Origin of the sequence: Delftia sp. Cs1-4 (assembly GCF_000214395.1) — a bacterium.
Classification (GTDB): Bacteria; Pseudomonadota; Gammaproteobacteria; order Burkholderiales; family Burkholderiaceae_C; genus Comamonas; species Comamonas acidovorans.
Map to the genome: position 1 here is coordinate 5,352,337 of NC_015563.1, position 16,948 is coordinate 5,369,284.

14 protein-coding genes are annotated in these 16,948 nt (G+C 69.5%); 9 read left to right on the plus strand and 5 right to left on the minus strand.

The window, feature by feature from the left end:
* The first annotated feature begins 60 nt into the window (after window positions 1-60).
* Window positions 61-951: a LysR substrate-binding domain-containing protein gene (locus DELCS14_RS23475; protein WP_013803865.1), complete on the plus strand. Its 891-nt coding sequence runs from the start codon at window positions 61-63 to the stop codon at window positions 949-951.
* A gap of 379 nt (window positions 952-1,330) precedes the next feature.
* Here DELCS14_RS23475 and DELCS14_RS23480 read toward each other — a convergent pair whose 3' ends face one another.
* Complete coding sequence (locus DELCS14_RS23480; protein WP_013803866.1) at window positions 1,331-2,719, minus strand: hypothetical protein; 1,389 nt, start codon at window positions 2,717-2,719, stop codon at window positions 1,331-1,333.
* A 145-nt stretch (window positions 2,720-2,864) separates the two neighbouring features.
* Here DELCS14_RS23480 and DELCS14_RS23485 point away from each other — a divergent pair, with 145 nt between their 5' ends.
* Window positions 2,865-3,794: a LysR family transcriptional regulator gene (locus DELCS14_RS23485; RefSeq protein WP_013803867.1), complete on the plus strand. Its 930-nt coding sequence runs from the start codon at window positions 2,865-2,867 to the stop codon at window positions 3,792-3,794.
* A 3-nt stretch (window positions 3,795-3,797) separates the two neighbouring features.
* The gene (locus tag DELCS14_RS23490; protein ID WP_013803868.1) at window positions 3,798-4,727 is read left to right on the plus strand and encodes a tripartite tricarboxylate transporter substrate binding protein; all 930 of its coding nucleotides are present in this window, start codon (window positions 3,798-3,800) and stop codon (window positions 4,725-4,727) included.
* Window positions 4,728-4,814: 87 nt separating this feature from the next.
* Here the strand turns inward: DELCS14_RS23490 and DELCS14_RS23495 are convergent, their stop codons facing one another.
* Complete coding sequence (locus DELCS14_RS23495; RefSeq protein ID WP_013803869.1) at window positions 4,815-5,678, minus strand: DMT family transporter; 864 nt, start codon at window positions 5,676-5,678, stop codon at window positions 4,815-4,817.
* 123 nt (window positions 5,679-5,801) lie between these two features.
* Between DELCS14_RS23495 and DELCS14_RS23500 the strand changes: the two genes are divergently transcribed.
* On the plus strand, window positions 5,802-7,181 hold the full coding sequence (locus DELCS14_RS23500; RefSeq protein WP_013803870.1) for a PLP-dependent aminotransferase family protein: 1,380 nt from the start codon (window positions 5,802-5,804) through the stop codon (window positions 7,179-7,181).
* Here DELCS14_RS23500 and DELCS14_RS23505 read toward each other — a convergent pair.
* A complete protein-coding gene (locus DELCS14_RS23505) occupies window positions 7,178-7,765 on the minus strand; it encodes a TetR/AcrR family transcriptional regulator (protein WP_012203814.1) in 588 nt (195 codons plus the stop codon). The two genes, DELCS14_RS23500 and DELCS14_RS23505, sit on opposite strands and share 4 nt — an antisense overlap.
* 95 nt (window positions 7,766-7,860) lie before the next feature.
* Between DELCS14_RS23505 and DELCS14_RS23510 the strand changes: the two genes are divergently transcribed.
* The 5 genes from DELCS14_RS23510 (at window position 7,861) to DELCS14_RS23530 (ending at window position 15,433) form a co-directional block, all read left to right on the plus strand.
* The gene (locus DELCS14_RS23510) at window positions 7,861-9,057 is read left to right on the plus strand and encodes an MFS transporter (protein ID WP_013803871.1); all 1,197 of its coding nucleotides are present in this window, start codon (window positions 7,861-7,863) and stop codon (window positions 9,055-9,057) included.
* A 169-nt stretch (window positions 9,058-9,226) separates the two neighbouring features.
* Window positions 9,227-11,752: a TonB-dependent receptor gene (locus DELCS14_RS23515; protein WP_013803872.1), complete on the plus strand. Its 2,526-nt coding sequence runs from the start codon at window positions 9,227-9,229 to the stop codon at window positions 11,750-11,752.
* Window positions 11,753-11,827: 75 nt separating this feature from the next.
* Window positions 11,828-13,996, plus strand: a complete 2,169-nt coding sequence (locus tag DELCS14_RS23520; protein WP_043796444.1) for a TonB-dependent siderophore receptor — start codon at window positions 11,828-11,830, stop codon at window positions 13,994-13,996.
* A gap of 100 nt (window positions 13,997-14,096) precedes the next feature.
* A complete protein-coding gene (locus DELCS14_RS23525) occupies window positions 14,097-15,239 on the plus strand; it encodes a PepSY domain-containing protein (protein ID WP_013803874.1) in 1,143 nt (380 codons plus the stop codon).
* Window positions 15,236-15,433: a hypothetical protein gene (locus tag DELCS14_RS23530; RefSeq protein WP_013803875.1), complete on the plus strand. Its 198-nt coding sequence runs from the start codon at window positions 15,236-15,238 to the stop codon at window positions 15,431-15,433. Before DELCS14_RS23525 ends, DELCS14_RS23530 begins: the two co-directional genes overlap by 4 nt.
* A 30-nt stretch (window positions 15,434-15,463) precedes the next feature.
* Here DELCS14_RS23530 and DELCS14_RS23535 read toward each other — a convergent pair whose 3' ends face one another.
* The gene (locus DELCS14_RS23535) at window positions 15,464-16,267 is read right to left on the minus strand and encodes a response regulator (protein WP_013803876.1); all 804 of its coding nucleotides are present in this window, start codon (window positions 16,265-16,267) and stop codon (window positions 15,464-15,466) included.
* The gene (locus DELCS14_RS23540; protein ID WP_013803877.1) at window positions 16,264-16,902 is read right to left on the minus strand and encodes a response regulator; all 639 of its coding nucleotides are present in this window, start codon (window positions 16,900-16,902) and stop codon (window positions 16,264-16,266) included. Before DELCS14_RS23540 ends, DELCS14_RS23535 begins: the two co-directional genes overlap by 4 nt.
* Window positions 16,903-16,948: the final 46 nt, after the last annotated feature.

Sequence of the window (16,948 nt, forward strand, 5' to 3'; positions counted from 1 at the left end):
TGCGGCGCGCCCGTATCTCTGTGAGAAACTGGCCCGCCGAACACCCCCTTGCCTTCACCCATGGAACTGCGCCAGCTGCGCTACTTTGTCGATATCGCCAAGACCGAGCACCTGACGACATCGGCCAGAAACCTCTATGTCACGCAGTCCACGCTCTCGCATGGACTGCGCCAGCTGGAAGAGGAGCTGGGCATGGCGCTGTTCGAGCGCATTGGCCGGGGGCTGAAGCTGTCGCAGGCGGGCGTGGTGTTCCGCAACTATGCGGAGCGTGCGCTGCATGAGGTGGAGGCCGGGCGCATGGCGCTGGCCGACCTCAGCGAGCTGCAGACCGGCACGCTGACCATCGGCGTGATCCCCACCTTCCTCAACACCCTGGTCGCCCCGGCCGTGGCGGCTTTCATGCGTGCCTATCCCAAGGTCAACGTGGTGGTGATCGAGCTGCTGGCCCCGCCCGTGGAGCAGGGATTGCTGGACGGCAGCCTGGACCTGGGCGTGAGCTTTCACCCGCCCCAGCGCGCCGAGCTGGACGCGCTGCCGCTGTTCGACGAACGCATGATGCTGCTGGTCAACCCATCGCATCCGCTGGCCGGGCGCCGCACGCTGTCCGTCAAGTCGCTGACCGGCGTGCCCCTGGCCCTGCTGCCGCGCACGTTCTACACGCGCAGCCTGATCGAGGACGGGCTGCGCACCGCAGGCGTCACGCCCTTGCTGCGCGCGGAAATGGGCTCGGTGGAATCGCTGATCGCGCTGTGCCGCTGGGGCGACATGGCCACCATCGTCCCCGAGCGCGCCGCCCAGCAGGCCACGGACATGGTGGCCATCCACCTGGTCGCCCCCCAGCTCATCCGCACGGCAGGCCTGCTGTGGCGCCGAGGCGCCAGCTACAGCGCGGCCGCGCGCGAGTTCGCGGCGCAACTGGCCCCCGCCACAAGAACCAACATGCCCCGCTAAAAAAACCCCAGGCCGAGCGAAGCAAAGGCCCGAGCAAACTCCCCGTATGTCAGCGCCTGCGTCGTGGCGGTTGCGGGGTTGCAAGCCTGCCGAAGGACAGGCTTGCTTCGTGATCTGACTCGCCGTGATGTTTGAACGTAGCGCGCAGCGCGAAGTGAGTTTCACGGCGAACCCCGCAACCGCCACGACGCAGGTTGCCCCGCAGCGAAGCGAAGGGGTCGCGGACATCCGGGTCGTCTTTCTTTCGCCTACCTTTCTTCGGCCGGCGTACCGGTGACGAATCAAAGAAAGGTAGGTCGGCCGCCAGGCCGAGACCCGGCCTCGAAAAACAACCACCCGGCAGGGTCAAAAACTAACCCGTTGCAGGGAAAAAACCAGCTCACTGCAAAGAAGGCCGCGCCCTCTCAGGCACCCGAGCCCCCAACGCAGCCGGCACATAAGCCGCATCAAAACTACACCCCACCCCAAACTTGGCCTCATTCCCCACACAAGCAGCAGCAATCCCCGCCGCAGTCGGCTTCACCCCCGCCTCCACCCACTGCATCAACGCAGTCATCAAGGTGGGATAGGTCGCATCGCTGATATAGCTGTGCGTCCCCTGCCGCGTAAAGGTCTGCACCAGCCGGTCCCCACTGCCGCCTTGCTGCATCACCGCACGAAACCGCGCATCCAGCTCCACAAAGGCGGTGGGGTCGCTGATCCACTTGGCCGAGAGGACCGGCACGCCAATCCTGCCCACGGGGTCGGTGTCATCGGCGAACTTGCGGTAGGCCGCAGGGTCGGCGCGGTAGCGCAGCACGCCGGCATTGAGCGCGGCATCGTCGGCCGAGCCGGCATAGACCGCACCCTCGTTGCCGAAGGGGCTGGCGCCGCCCGTGCGCTTGGCCGAGATGTCCTGGAAGTGCATGGTGCCCCAGTTCATGTGCGACTGGATGGCGCTTTCGGGGATCTTGATGACCTTGGTGATGGTGTCGATCTTCGCCTGCTGCGCGGCCGTGCGCTGGGCGGCGGGCTTGTCCAGCGCCAGGCATTCGTTCACGCGCAGGGCCACGTCGGCCTGGCGCATCTTGGCGTCAGCGGGCAGGCCCAGGTTGAGCGCGTACTGCGGCTCATTGGGGCGCGGGTGGTTGGCGCACAGGTACTGGTAGACCACGCGCAGGTCGGTGCGGAAGTCGTAGGCATGGGTGCCGCCGCCCAGCACGCCGCTGGTGAGCAGCACGCCGTCGTAGGGGCGCTCGCCCACGGTCTGCTCGTTGAACATTTCCGCGCCCTTGGCCGCCACGCCCGCACCCCAGGACTGGCCGTGCAGGATGGTGCGCTGCGGCTTGGCCACATGCTGGCGGAAGATGCCGCGCAGGCGCTCGGTGTCCTCAGCGGCGGCGCGCACTTCCACGCCGCCCTGGCGGTAGGTGGAGCCAGCCCAGGCGTAGCCTGCGCGCACCATGATGGACCAGCGCACCAGGTCTTCGGCCGCACGGTCGGCGGTGGGCGCGGCCAGGTCCGGGCCGCCGTGGGCGTGCAGCACCAGGGTGCCGTTCCACTGCGCGGGCTTGGCGATCAGGTAGTAGGCGCCCTTGGAGTCCTGCCCGGCCCAGCAGCTGATGCCCGCAGGAATCTCGGCAGGGCAGGCCGTGCTCTTGGGCGCGGTCTCGATGGAGGTGACCGGCCCGTGCAGCACGGCCGAGCCGCCGCCGCAGCCGGCCAGGGCGAGCGCGGCCAGCAGCGAGGCGCTGGCGGGACGCAGGGGGAAATACGCGGATGCTTGCATGTCTTGTCTCCTGTCTTGGCTTCTTGTTGGAAGTCACCTGCCGCGCCGCGGCAAGCGGTCGCATCGATGACTGGATCGGATTCTGTAGAGGCTTGTCCAATATTTCAAAGATTTTTAGGATATCGGCTGGATACTTTTCACATATATGGAACTGCGCCATCTCCGTTACTTCCTGGCCGTGGCCGATACCGGCCACATCACGCGCGCGGCCGAGCTGCTGGGCATGCAGCAGCCGCCGCTGTCGCAGCAGATCCGCGCGCTGGAGGAGGAGCTGGGCATTGCCCTGTTCCGGCGCCACCCCAAGGGCGTGGACCTGACCGACGCGGGCCTGGAGCTGCAGGGCGAGGCCACGCGGCTGCTGGCCGACTTCACCGCCATGCGCGACCGCATGCAGGCCTTTGCGCGCGGCGAGCGCGGGCGCATCCATGTGGGCTTCACCAGCTCGGCGGCGGCCCATGCCTTCACGCCCGAGGTGCTGCGCCTGTGCCGTGGCCGCCATCCCGACATTGCGCTGGATGTGAGCGAGAACAATGCCGCCGAGATCACCGAAGCCGTGCAGGCCGGGCGCATGCACTGCGGCTTTCTGCGCGTGCCGGTGGCCCGGCCCGAAGGCCTGGTGTTCGAGACGCTGCTGCAGGAGCCCGCGCTGCTGGCCATTCCCGTGGACCACCGGCTGGCGCGCGATGCATCGAAGCCCGTGGCGCTCAGGCAGCTCGATGGCGAGCGCCTGATCCTTGTGCGGCGCACGGGCGCGCCGGGGCTGTATGCGAACCTGCTGGCGCTGTGCGCCCGGCACAAGGTACAGGTGGAGGTGGCCGCCGAGGTGGAACGCATGATGACCAATGTGAACCTGGTGGCGGCGGGCGTGGGCCTGTCCATCGTGCCGGCCTCGGTGCGCGGCGCCCATCCCGAGGCGGTGGTCTACCGCGCCTTCGAGCCCGCCGTGCGGCTGAGCGCCCCGCTCACCCTGGTGCACCGCGAGGCCGGCACGGAAACCGGCGGCGCAGGACCCGCGGCCACCTTCATCGCCCTGGCGCGCGAGCTGGCGCAGCGCCACCAGGCGCCGGGCGGCTGAGGCATGCAGGCACCGCAAGGCACCGATACCGGCCGGCGCGCCCTGCTGGCGGCGGCTGCCTGCGCGCTGGCCTGGCCCGGCCAGGCGCTGCCGGCCCGGCCCGCCTGGCCGGGCGCCAGCGTGCGGATCGTGGTGGCCTACCCCGCAGGCGGTGTCAGCGACATGGTGGCCCGCGCCCTGGCCGAGCAACTGGCGCAGCAATGGGGCACGGCCGTGATCGTGGACAACCGCCCCGGCGCCAGCGGCACCGTGGCGCTGGAGCTGCTGGCGCGCAGCGCGCCCGACGGCCGCACCCTGGTCTTTGCCGCCGCCACCGCCGTGGGCCTGGCCGCTGCCTCCGTGACGCCCGTGGCCGGCGTGATGCGCACGCCCATGCTGCTGGTGGGCACGCCGGCGCTGAAGGCCGCAGATTTCGAAGGCATGCTGGCCGAGGCGCGCGGCATGCCCGGCGGCATACGCTGGGCCACCACGGGCGAGGGCACGACGGGCCACGCCGTGCTGCAGCGCATAGAGCAGGCCACGCGCATTCCCATCGTGCATGTGCCCTACAAGGGCGGGGGCCAGCAGCTCAACGATGCGCTGGCCGGGCATTTCGAGCTGCTGTCCACCAATGTGGCGCCGCTGCAGCTGCAGGCGCTGCGCGCGGGCCGCCTCAAGGCCCTGGCCGTGGGCGCGCCGCAGCGGCTGGCAGCCCTGCCCGATGTGCCCACGCTGGCGCAGCTGGGCCATGCGCAGGCCAACCTGGATTCGCTGTTCGGCCTGTTCGCGCCGCCGCAGATGGCGCCAGCGCTGGCCCAGCGCATCAATGCCGCGGTGGCCCAGGCGCTGCGCGCGCCGGCCATCCGCAGCCGGCTGGAGGCGGCCAGCAACCAGCCGTTCGAGGGTTCGGCCGCAGAGTTCGCGCAGCAGGTGATGCGCGAGGCCGGGCGCTGACCGCCCTGCATCGCTCCCCCCGCACCACGCCCTGCACCACGCCCTGCACCACGCCCCGCACCACGCCCCGCACCACGCCGGACGGGCTCAGCGCGCGTACTTCTTCGCCCCGGCCACGCAGACCACGGCGGCCATGGTGACCAGCACCATGCCCCAGCTCACCTGCTCGTGCAGCAGCAGGGCCGCCAGGCCCAGGCCCATGAAGGGCTGCAGCAGCTGGATCTGGCCCACGGCCGCAATGCCGCCCTGGGCCAGGCCCCGGTACCAGAACACAAAGCCGATGAGCATGCTGAACAGCGAGACATAGGCCAGGCCCAACCATGCGGGCCGGCCCACATCGGCCAGCGATGCCGGCATGCTGAGCAGGGCGGCCGGCAGCATGACGGGCAGGGCCAGCACCAGCGACCAGCTGATGACCTGCCAGCCGCCCAGCGTGCGCGACAGGCGCGCGCCCTCGGCATAGCCCAGGCCGCAGACGATGATGGCGGCCAGCATGAGCAGATCGCCGCGCAGCGAGCCCCCGGCCCCGCCCACGGCCGCATAGCCGGCCACGAAGGCCGCGCCCGCCAGCGAGAACAGCCAGAAGGCCGGGCGCGGCCGCTCGCCGCCGCGCAGCACGGCAAACACGGCCGTGGACAGGGGCAGCAGGCCCACGAAGACAATGGAATGCGCCGAGGTGACGTACTGCAGCGCCAGCGCGGTCAGCAGCGGAAAGCCCACCACGCCGCCCAGCGCGCTCAGCGCCAGCGAAGGCATGTCGGCACGCGCGGGCCGGGGCTGGCGCAGCGCCAGCAGCATGGCCAGGGCCAGCAATGCCGCGATGCTGGCGCGCGCACAGGTCAGGAAGGTGGGGTCCAGGTCGGCGACCGCCACGCGGGTGGCCGGCAGCGATCCCGCAAAGATCGCCACGCCGATGAATCCGTTGATCCACCCGTTGCTTGTCTTGTCCATCAAAAAGCTCCTTGGTTTGCAGCAGGCAGTGGGCCATTGCACGGCCGGATCTTCCATAGACAGTCCAATACAATTCAAAAGAACTGTTATGCACACAAATCCACTACAGAAGAAAGAGCAGCCATGCGCAGCGGCACACGCATCCAGGCGGTGATGGAAGAGATCCAGTCGCGCATCGCCGCGCGCACCTACCTGCCCGGCACGCGCCTGCCCTCGGTGCGCGCGCAGGCGCAGGCCATGCAGGTGTCGGTGTCCACGGTGGTGGAGGCCTATGAGCGGCTCGCGGCCGAGGGGGTGATCGTCTCGCGCCCGGGCTCGGGCTTTTATGTGGCGGGGCCGGTGGCGCCGCTGGCGCTGGGCGGTATCGGGCCGCGCGTGGACAGGGAGGTCGACCCCCTGTGGCTGGCCCGCCAGTCGCTGCAGGCAGATGCCCACGCGCTCAAGCCAGGCTGCGGCTGGCTGCCTCCTTCATGGCTGTACGAGGAAGGCGTGCGCCGCGCGCTGCGCTCCCTGGCGCGCTCGGGCACGCTGGAGCTGACGGAGTACGCAACGCCGCTGGGCCACCCGGCACTGCGCCGCCTGCTGGCGCGGCGCATGGCCGCCATGGGGCTGGAGACCTCGCCCGAGCAGATCCTGCTGACGGAGTCGGGCACGCACTCCATCGACCTGGTCTGCCGTTTCCTGCTGGAGCCCGGCGATACGGTGCTGATCGACGACCCCTGCTATTTCAATTTCCATGCGCTGCTCAAGGCGCACCGCGTGCAGGCCGTGAGCGTGCCCTACACGCCGCAGGGGCCCGACGTGGCCCGGTTCGCCGACGCGCTGCAGGCGCATTCGCCACGCCTGTACATCACCAATTCGGCCATTCACAACCCGACGGGCGCCACGCTGTCGCCACTGGTGGCGCACCGCATCCTGAAGCTGGCCGACAGCTCGGACCTGGTGATCGTGGAGGACGACATCTTCTGCGACTTGGAGACCCATGCGGCGCCCCGGCTGGCGGCCTTCGACGGCCTGTCGCGCGTGATCCAGATCGGCAGCTTCTCCAAGACGGTGTCGGCCTCGCTGCGCTGCGGCTTCATCGCGGCGCGGCCCGACTGGACGCAGGACCTGGCGGACCTGAAGATCGCCACCAACTTCGGCGGCGGGCGCATGGCCGCCGACATCGTGCTGCGCACGCTGACCGACAGCGGCTACCGCAGGCACATGGAGTCCGTGCGGCTGCGGCTGGCGCAGGAGATGGAACGCACGGCCGCGCGGCTGCGGGCCCTGGGCATGAAGCCCTGGCTGGTGCCGCAGGCCGGCATGTTCCTGTGGTGCCAGTTGCCCGGGGGCATGGATGCCACGGCGCTTGCGCGTACCTGCCTGGAGGATGGCGTGGTGCTGGCGCCCGGCAATGCCTTCAGCCAGTCGCAGAGCGCAGGCGATTTCCTGCGCTTCAATGTGGCGCAGTGCTCGGATGCGCGGATCTTCGAGGTGCTGGCGCGGGCGCTGAAGGGCTAAGCCGTTTCAGCCTGCAGCAGGCCGCGCACCCGTGCCTGCACGTGTTCCAGGGACGGCGGCAGATCGAACAGCACGCGGTAGACGATGGGTGCGGCCAGCGCGTCGATCAGGGTGTCCGCAGCGGGCATCGCCTCGCCACGCCGCGCTGCGCGCTCGCCGATCTGCGCCAGTTGCCCGCGCAGGATTTCCACGCAGGCGCAGGGCGTGTGCTCGTTGCCCGCTGCGGCGGCCATGTCGCGCAGCATGGTGCGGCCCAGCGGCGAGGCCGATTCCTCCAGGAACTGCTCGGCCCAGGCCAGCAGGTCGCCCTCCAGCGTGCCCGTGTCCAGCGGCGGCGCCGTGGGCCGGATGATTTCCACGGCCACATCGGCCAGCAGCTGCTGTATGTCGCCCCAGCGCCGGTAGAGGGTGGACGGCGTCACGCCCGCCTGGGCGGCGATGAGCGGAAAGCTCAATTCCTCGCGCGGCATGGTTTCCAGCAGGCCCTTGACGGTCTGGTAGACCGTGGCCTGGATGCGCGCGCTGCGTCCGCCGGGACGGGCGGGACCACCTGTTTTGGAAAGGGATGGGACTTGCGTGCTCATGGTTATTAAAGCTAAAAATTTGCGTTAGCAGCGCACAAGCGCAGAATTCGCTAACGCAAAAACTTTGCATTAATTGTGCAGCAGGGCTCTTAACCATGTCGGTACTGCAACCATCCAACTCCACTCCCGCTGCCCGGCCCGGCCGCAGCCTCGCCGTCCTGGCCTTCGGCCTGGGCAGCTTCTTCGCCGCCTCCAGCGCGCCCACGCCGCTGTACCGGCTCTACCAGCAGGACTGGGGCTTTTCCTCCGGCATGCTGACCCTGGTCTTCGCGGTCTATGCGCTGAGCCTGCTGCTGGCCCTGCTCACCACGGGCGCGCTGTCGGACCACCTGGGCCGCAAGCCCGTGATCCTGGCGGCGCTGGTGCTGGAGATCGTCTCGCTGGCGGTGTTCGCCCGCGCGGGCGACGTGCAGGCCCTGGTGCTGGCGCGCGTGCTGCAGGGCTTTGCCACCGGCATGGCCAGTGCGGCCATGGGCGCGGCGCTGCTGGACCTGCACCGCGAGCGCGGCACGCTGGTGAGCACCATGGCGCCCATGGTCGGCATGGCGGCGGGCATTGTCGTGGCGGGCGAGTTCGCGCAGCTGTGGCGCCAGCAGCTGGGCCTGGTGTTCTGGCTCATGGCGCTGATCTTCGTGGCCGTGGCCGCCGCCATGGCCGTGCTGCCCGAGACGGGCGCGCGCCGCCCCGGCGCACTGGCCGCCATGCGCCCGCGCGTGCGGATTCCGGGCCAGGCCCGGGCCGACTTCATGCGCGTGCTGCCCATGAGCATCACGGTGTGGGCGCTGGGGGGCTTTTACCTGTCGCTGGGCCCGTCGATGATCCGCTCGGTCACGGGCTCGGAGGTCGCCGCCAGCTTTGCCGTGTGCATCAACACGCTGAGCGCCGCCGCTGCCATCTGGACGCTGCGCAGCCGCGCGCCGCGCGCCATGCTGCAGTTCGGCGGCAGCGGCCTGCTGGCCGGGGTGGCCCTGCTGCTGGTCGGCGCCCATCTGCAAAGCCTGCCCCTGGTGCTGGGCGCCTCGGTGGTGGCGGGCGCGGGCTTTGGCGTGGGCTTCCAGGGCGCGCTGCGCAGCGTGATCCCGCTGGCCGAGCCGCACGAGCGCGGCGCCCTGATCTCGGCCATCTACATCGCCAGCTACCTGGCGTTCAGCGTGCCGGCCATCGCAGCGGGCATGGCCGCCGCGCGCTTCGGTCTGTTGCCGGTCACCTATGCCTACGGCCTGATGCTGATGCTGTTCGCGGGCCTGGCGCTGGCGGGGACGCGCCAGCCCCGGCCGGTGGTGGTGTCCTGAGGCATTGATCAAAAAATAAAACCATAGCAACCCAGCCTTATTCCACCTGGCGATCAACGGAAAGTAACGGAGAAAATCTCAGCGGCAGCGCAAAAAAAGTCCAGCCGAACTTGCAGGATCGGCAGGGCTTGTTCGGCATACGGGGAGTCACACCACTTTTCCCAGCCCCATGCCCCGCCCCCTCCCCCACCAGCCCCAGGACGGCCTTGCAACCGCCCGGGGCTGGCCTGCGTCCATGGGGATGGCTGGGGTGGCAGCGGTGCTGGGGGTGGCGATGCTGGTTGCCACGGCAGCGGACTGCGTCCATGCGGCGCCGTCCGCCCAGGCCGCCCAAGCCGGCCAGCGCAGCTTTTCGATTGCGGCCGGCCCGCTCACGCATGTGATCGCGCAATACGCCAACCAGGCTGGCGTTGCGCTGTCGTTTGATGCCGCGCAGCTGGGCCGGCTGCAGTCCCCTGGGCTGCAGGGCAGCTATGGCGTGGAAGACGGTTTTGCCAGGCTGCTGCAGGGCACGGCGCTGCAGGCCGTGCGCGAGTCCAGCGGCGTCTACACGCTGCGGCCGCTGCCAGCGGCGGCCTCGGGCACGGGCGGGCAGACGCTGGGCACGGTCACGGTCCGGGCCACGGCGCCGGCCAGTGCCACGACCGAGGCATCGGACAGCTACGCGGCCAGCCTGGTCACGGGCTACAAGGGGCTTCAGTCGGTGCGCGACATCCCGCAGCCCGTGACCGTGCTCACGCGCCAGTGGCTGGACGAGCAGGCCCTGCCCGACCTGCATGCCGTGCTGCAGCACACGCCGGGCGTGACGGTGGAGTACATCGACAGCGAGCGCATCGCCTATTACTCGCGCGGCTACCAGATCGATTCGCTGCAGGTGGACGGGCTCAATGTGAACCAGGTGGCCTCGGCCTCCACCTTCATCCAGCCCGATACGGCCATGCTGGACCGCGTGGAGGTGCTGCGCGGCGCCACGGGCCTGCTGCGTGGCGCGGGCTCGCCCTCGGCCATGGTGAACATGGTGCGCAAGCGGCCCACGGCGCAATGGCAGGGCTCGGCCGCGCTGACGCTGGGCTCCTGGGACCGCCAGCGCATGGAGGCCGACCTGTCCGGCCCGCTGAACGCAGCCGGCACGCTGCGCGGCCGGCTGGTGGCGCTGGCGGACGACAAGGCATCGTTCCAGACCGCGCGCAAGGAAAAGCGCCTGGGCCTGTACGGCGTGCTGGAGGCGGACCTGGGGCCGCGCACCACGCTCACGGCCGGCCTGCAGCACACGGACCTGCAGGCCACGGGCTCCTGGGGCGGCCTGCCCGCCGCCGCCGACGGCAGCCAGCTCGGCCTGCCGCGCAGCACCTACCTGGGCACGCCCTGGAATACCTGGAATCGCCACAACCAGCAGGCCTTTGCCGAGCTGGAGCACCGGCTGGACAGCGGCTGGCAACTGAAGGCCCAGGCGGCGCACACGCGCTTTCGGTCGGACGGGTTCAAGCAGACCTCGTTTTCCAGGGCCAGCGACAGCAATCCCTACCTGTTCGACGTCAGCACCTCCATCTATGGCGGCGACGGCAGCACGCAGAACGCGCTGAGCCTGCTGGCCAGCGGCCCCTTCGAGGCCCTGGGTCGCAGGCACGAGCTGTCGCTGGGCGCCGACCTGCAGCGCATCCGCAGCACGGGCGCCACGGGCTACTGGGGCGTGAGCCCGCTGCGCAATGTGGACATCCGCGGCTGGAATCCGTACACCAGCTACCCCGAGCCGTTCTACAGCGAGGGCAACGGCAACGCCTATTCATCGCCCGTGTCCCACATCCACCAGTACGGCGGATTCGCGCGGGCCCGGCTGTCGCTGACCGACTCGCTCACCGCCATTGCCGGTGCGCGCCTGAGCTGGTGGAGCTATCTCGAACCCGGCAATGCCCAAAGCGGCTACAGCGTGCGCCGCGAGCTGACGCTCTATGCGGGCCTGGTGCATGCGCTGTCGGACACGCTGGACGCCTATGCCAGCTACAGCGAGATCTTCAGCCCCCAGGACAAGAAGGCCGCCGACGGCAGCATCCTGGCGCCCGCCCGGGGCGAGGACCTGGAGGCCGGGCTCAAGGGCAGTTTCATGGACGGCCGGCTGCAGGCCAGCGTGTCGGTGTTCCGCATCCAGCGCGTGGGCAGCGCCATGCAGGACACGGCATCGGCCATGCCCTGCCTGCCGTACTACCCGACCAGCCACTGCTTCATGGCCGGCGGCAAGAGCCGCAGCCAGGGCTGGGAGCTGGAGCTGTCCGGCGAGCCCGCGCCAGGCTGGCAGGTGCTGGCCGGCTACACCTACACCCAGGCCAGGTACCTGCGCGACACCTCCGAGGCTAACGTGGGCCAGCCGCTGCGGCCCGTGGACCCGCGCCATGCGCTGCGCCTGTTTGCCAGCCACCGCTTCAAGGGGCCCTTGCAGGGATGGACCGCAGGCGCCGGCGTGCGGCTGCAAAGCGATGCCTACGCCAGCGTGGGCGATGTCACCACCCGCCAGGGTGGCTATGCGCTTTTTGACGCGCTGCTGGCCTACCGCCTGGATGACACCTACTCGCTGCAGCTGAACGTGAGCAACCTGCTGGACAAGCGCTACTACGCCAAGTTCTCGCCCAACAGCACCTACTTCAACAACTACTACGGCGATCCGCGCAACGTCACGGTGTCGCTGCGCGCGCGCTTCTAGGGCCACGGCCGGCCTGCCCTCCTTTCCCTGTTTTTCTTCCCCGGTTTTTCTTCACGGTTTTTCCAACCTTTGCACATGACTGCCATGACGCACCACAGCACTCCTGCGGACTTCCGCTTCGCTCCCCACCCCCTCACGCGCCTGATCCGCCAATGCCTGGGCGCCGGCCTGGCCCTGGCCGCCGTGGGCGTGGCGGCCCAGACGGCCGAGGGCCCGGCCCTCAAGGAAGTGACGGTGAGCGACCAGGCCGAGGCCATTGGCGGACTGCAAAAGACCTATGCCGGCGGCCAGATCGCGCGCGGCGGCGACCTGGGCATCCTGGGCAAGACCGACCAGATGAACGTGCCCTTCAGCACGACCAACTACACCTCGGAGCTGATCGAGAACCAGCAGGCTCTGACCATCGCCGACGTGGTGATGAACGACGCCTCGGTGCGCACGCTGCAGGCGCGCGGCGGCTATGGCGATGACTTCCAGGTGCGGGGCTTTTCCCTGTCCATGCGCGATGTGTCGGTGAACGGCCTGTACGGCCTGTCGCCCTCCACGCGCCTGCCGCTGGAGGTGATCGAGCGCGTGGAAGTGCTCAAGGGCCCCGGCTCGCTGACCAATGGCGTGGGCCCCAGCGGCAGCATCGGCGGCAGCATCAACGTGGTGACCAAGCGCGCGGGCGACGTGCCGCTGAACCGCCTGACCGCCACCTACATGGGCAAGGCCCAGTTCGGCACCCACCTGGACGTGGGCCGCCGCTTTGGCGAAGACAACCAGTGGGGCGTGCGCGTGAATGGCGTGTGGCGCAACGGCGAAGGCAATATCGACGGCGGCCGCCAGCGCCTGGGCCTGGCATCGGTCGGCCTGGACTACGAAGGCCAGGGCCTGCGCTGGTCGCTGGACGCGCTGACCACCAGCGGCAAGACCACGGAATTCCGCCCGCAAAGCGCCTTCCTGGCCGGCATCACCCAGGTGCCCGCCGTGCCCGACAGCCGCACCAACTTCAACCCGGGCACGGAGCTGCTGGACAAGGCCAAGACCGTGATCTCGCGCGTGGAGTACGACATCAACGCCAACACCTCCGTCTACGGCGGCGTGGGCTACAGCGATGTGTCCAGCGACCAGAGCTTCCCCACGGCCGTGCAGCGCATCGACTCGCTGGGCAACTTCACGGTGCGCAACGGCTTCTACGACGAGTTCAACAAGACCACCTCGGCCGACGTGGGCCTGCGCACGCGCTTCAAGACCGGCGCCATCGGCCACACCGTGGTGGCAGCGGCCAACTACATGGACCGCGAGAGCGGCTACTTCTACCAGCTGACCACCAAAGCCGTCCCCTCCAACATCTACAACCCCTCGCCCCTGCCGGCCATCGACTTCGTGCGCGGCGCGCCCACCAAGAACGCCGAGCTGACGCAGCACAGCCTGGCACTGGCCGACACCATGGCGCTGTTCAGCGACCGCGTGCTGGTGACCGTGGGCCTGCGCGACCAGACCATCGACCAGAAGAACGCCAGCGGCACCACGCTGTACAAGGCCAGCGCCGTGACGCCGCTGGCCGGCGTGGTGTTCAAGCCGCAGAACAATGTCTCGGTCTACGCCAACTACACGGCTGGCCTGTCGGCAGGCGGCACGGCCGGGCCCAACACGGCCAATGCCGGCCAGGTGTTCGCGCCGCAGAAGTCCAAGCAGTACGAGGTCGGCGTGAAGGTGGACTGGGGCCGCATGACCACGCAGGCCGCGCTCTACCAGATCCAGCGCCCGGGCTCCATGACCGACCCGGTGACCAATGTCTACAGCTTCGGCGGCGAGACGCGCAACCGCGGCCTGGAGCTGACCGCATACGGCGAGATCCACAAGGGCCTGCGCCTGCTGGCCAGCGCGGCCTTCAACAACGCCAAGCTCTCGCGCACGGCAGGCGGCGTGAACCAGGGCAACGATGCCAACGGCGTGCCCGAGCGCACCTTCAACCTGGGCCTGGACTGGGATACGCCCTGGGTGGAGGGCCTGAGCCTGAACGGCCGCGTGATCCACACCTCGTCCATGTACTACGACGCGGCCAACATCCTGCGCATGCCCGGCTGGACACGCCTGGACCTGGGCGCACGCCTGCGCACCCACGTGGCCGGCAAGCCGGTGGTGCTGCGCGCCAGCCTGGAGAACGTCAGCAACAAGAGCTACTGGGTGACTGCCGCCGGCTACACCACCACGGGCGCACCGCGCACGCTGATGCTGTCGGCACAAGTGGACTTCTAAGCCCCCGGCCACCGGCAACCGCCCCGCCCCCGGCATGGCGCCGGGGGCGCGGTGATGGCGGGGGCCCCAGGCCCCCTTCTGTCAGAGAAAAAAACACCCCATGCAAAGCCACACGATCAAGACCTGGGCCTGGTTGCACAAATGGAGCAGCCTGGTCTGCACCGTCTTCATGCTGCTGCTGTGCCTGACCGGCCTTCCGCTGATCTTCCACCACGAAATCGGCCACCTGCTGGGCACCGAGGTGGAGGCCCCGCCCATGCCCCAGGGCACGCCCCATGCCAGTCTGGACAAGGTGCTGGAGGTGGCCCGTGCCCAGCACCCGGACCGCGTGGTGCAGTTCGTCTCCAAGTCCGACGACACCGATGACCTCTGGTTCGTCACCATGACGCCCACGCCGGCGCCCACGGACGATTTCCGCTCCGTGGTCATCGATGCGCGCACGGCCGAGCTGCTGGCCCAGCCGCGCTTCGACCAGGGCTTCATGTGGGTCATGTTCAAGCTGCACGTGGACCTGTTCGCGGGGCTGCCGGGCAAGCTGTTCCTGGGCTTCATGGGGCTGCTGCTGCTGATCGCCATCGTCAGCGGCGTGGTGCTGTACGCGCCCTTCATGCGCAAGCTCGATTTCGGCACCGTGCGCCGCACGCGCCAGCCGCGCCTGAAGTGGCTGGACCTGCACAACCTGCTGGGCATCGTCACGCTGGTGTGGCTGTTCGTGGTGGGCGCCACCGGCATGATCAATACCTGGGCCGACCTGCTGATCAAGTACTGGCAGCATGACCAGCTCAGCAGCGTGCTGGCGCCCTACCAGGGCCAGGACACGGTGCCGGTGGCGGAGCGCGCCTCGCTGCAGCAATCGCTGCAGGCCGCCCAGCAGCAGGTGCCGGGCACCAAGCTGTACTTCATCGCCTTCCCCGGCACCACGTTCTCCAGCCCGCACCACCACACCTTCTTCCTGCGCGGCAACGAGCCCCTGACCTCGCGCCTGTTCCTGCCCGTGCTGGTGGACGCCAAGACCGCCCAGGTCACGGCCGCGCCCGCCCTGCCCTGGTATCTGACGGCGCTGCTGGTGTCCCAGCCGCTGCACTTCGGCGACTACGGCGGGCGGGCCATGCAGATCCTCTGGGCGCTGCTGGACATCGCCAGCATCATCGTGCTGGGCACGGGCCTGTACCTGTGGGTCAAAAAGGGCAAGAGCGTGCCGGCCCCGCAGCCCGCGCCGCGCGGCAAGGAGATCACGGCATGAGCGGCGCGCAACATCGGGGCTTTCTCGCCCTCTGGGGCTGGCCCATCGCGCTGGGCGTGCTGACGGCCATCGGCCTGGTCTCGGCCCTGTTCAGCGACGGCGGCTTTGGCGACATGCTGGCCGGCGTCTGCCTGGCCATTCCCACGGCGGCGGGAATCTGGCACGGCTGGGTGCTGCGCAGCCCGCCGCAATGACGGCGGGATGGCGCAATGGCGGGCGCGGTGTCAGCCGCGCCGGGGCCGCTGGCCCGCGCCGTCCAGCATTCCCAGCAGGGCCGCGCCCAGTTGCCGCCAGGCATCGGTGGCGCCCGCCCAGTCGCTGGCCAGGCAGGCCTGCTCCAGCGTCTGCGCCAGGCCGCTGGCCTGCTCGTGCCCCAGCAGGCGCAGCACGCTTTTGAGGTTGTGCGCCAGCCGGCGCAGCGCCGCGGCGTCGCGCGCGGCCAGCAGGTTTTCGCCCAGCGCCACATCGTCGGGCAACTGCGCAAGACAGCTGGCGCGGTAGCTGTGGAACAGGGCGGCATCGCCGCCGAAATAGCTGGAGACGGCGGCCGGGCCGCCATCCGCCGGCATATCCGCCGGCATATCCGCAGGCATATCCACCGGCACATCCGCCTCGGCAGCCTGCACGCTGGCTGGCGCGGGCGAGCCGGCCGGTTGCGCCGCCAGCACCGATTCCACGCAGTCCACCAGTTGCGCCACCGACACGGGCTTGCGCAGCACGCCCCAGACCTGCAGTTGCTCCAGCCGCAGCGCCACGTCGGCCCGCACGCCGGCGCTGAAGACCACGGCGCTGCAGCCTGCCTGCGGGGAGCTGCGCAGCCATTCGATGAGCTCGACCCCGGAGGCGCCGGGCAGCATCAGGTCGGTGATCAGCAGGGCAAAGGGCTGGCTCTGCAGCAGGCTCTGCGCCTGCTCCGCACTCGCGCAGGACACCAGGGTGAGGGGCATGCCCTCCAGCGCCAGCGTGACGAATCGCGCAATCGAGGCATCGTCCTCCACCAGCAGGACCGCAGGATGGGCCGGATTCACGCTGCCTGCCTGCCCAGCAGTTCGCCCAGCGCCTCGGGCAGCTCCTGCACGAGCTGGGGTTTGTGGATCACGCGCGCGCCGCCCAGCGCAAAGGCGTAGGCCTCGCGCTCTGCCGCATCCAGCGAGGTGACCACCAGCAGCTTGCAGCGCGCGAACTGCTCATGCGTGCGCAAGGTGGTGATGAGGGCGGCGCCGTCGATATCGGGCAGCAGGATGTCCACCAGCAGCACGTCGGGCTGGATCTGCCCGTACAGCGCCATGCCGGTGATCCCGTCGTGCGCCACGTGCAGTTGCACGTCGGGAAAGTGGCGCTGCACCAGCAGGCGCACCAGGTTCTGGAAGTGCACGGAGTCCTCGATCAGCAGCACGCGCGGGCCCGTGCCGGCCTGCGCGGGAGCGGGCGCCGGGGCCGCCGCTGGCGCCCCGGACGTGGCGGCCGCATCGCCCTGCCTGCCGCGCCAGCGTTCCACGGAGGCGCGCGTGATGCGCCGATGCCCCCCGGGGGTCTTCCAGGCCTCCAGATCGCCGCGATCGACCATGAGCTGAACCGACCGCACCGCCATGCCCAGCAGCTTGGCCACCTCAGCGGTCGTGTAGTGCGGAATTTGGCCTGGTGGGGTGCTGTTCTCGGACATGGCAGCAATTTTGCATCAAATACGATTAAAAAATTCAATACAAATT

Coding starts and splice junctions, on each gene's coding strand:
- DELCS14_RS23525 (WP_013803874.1), top strand. CDS start 14,097: ATGCAAAGCCACACGATCAAGACCTGGGCCTGGTTGCACAAATGGAGC.
- DELCS14_RS23490 (WP_013803868.1), top strand. CDS start 3,798: ATGCAGGCACCGCAAGGCACCGATACCGGCCGGCGCGCCCTGCTGGCG.
- DELCS14_RS23505 (WP_012203814.1), bottom strand. CDS start 7,765: ATGAGCACGCAAGTCCCATCCCTTTCCAAAACAGGTGGTCCCGCCCGT.
- DELCS14_RS23500 (WP_013803870.1), top strand. CDS start 5,802: ATGCGCAGCGGCACACGCATCCAGGCGGTGATGGAAGAGATCCAGTCG.
- DELCS14_RS23520 (WP_043796444.1), top strand. CDS start 11,828: ATGACTGCCATGACGCACCACAGCACTCCTGCGGACTTCCGCTTCGCT.
- DELCS14_RS23530 (WP_013803875.1), top strand. CDS start 15,236: ATGAGCGGCGCGCAACATCGGGGCTTTCTCGCCCTCTGGGGCTGGCCC.
- DELCS14_RS23480 (WP_013803866.1), bottom strand. CDS start 2,719: ATGCAAGCATCCGCGTATTTCCCCCTGCGTCCCGCCAGCGCCTCGCTG.
- DELCS14_RS23495 (WP_013803869.1), bottom strand. CDS start 5,678: ATGGACAAGACAAGCAACGGGTGGATCAACGGATTCATCGGCGTGGCG.
- DELCS14_RS23485 (WP_013803867.1), top strand. CDS start 2,865: ATGGAACTGCGCCATCTCCGTTACTTCCTGGCCGTGGCCGATACCGGC.
- DELCS14_RS23510 (WP_013803871.1), top strand. CDS start 7,861: ATGTCGGTACTGCAACCATCCAACTCCACTCCCGCTGCCCGGCCCGGC.
- DELCS14_RS23515 (WP_013803872.1), top strand. CDS start 9,227: ATGCCCCGCCCCCTCCCCCACCAGCCCCAGGACGGCCTTGCAACCGCC.
- DELCS14_RS23540 (WP_013803877.1), bottom strand. CDS start 16,902: ATGTCCGAGAACAGCACCCCACCAGGCCAAATTCCGCACTACACGACC.
- DELCS14_RS23475 (WP_013803865.1), top strand. CDS start 61: ATGGAACTGCGCCAGCTGCGCTACTTTGTCGATATCGCCAAGACCGAG.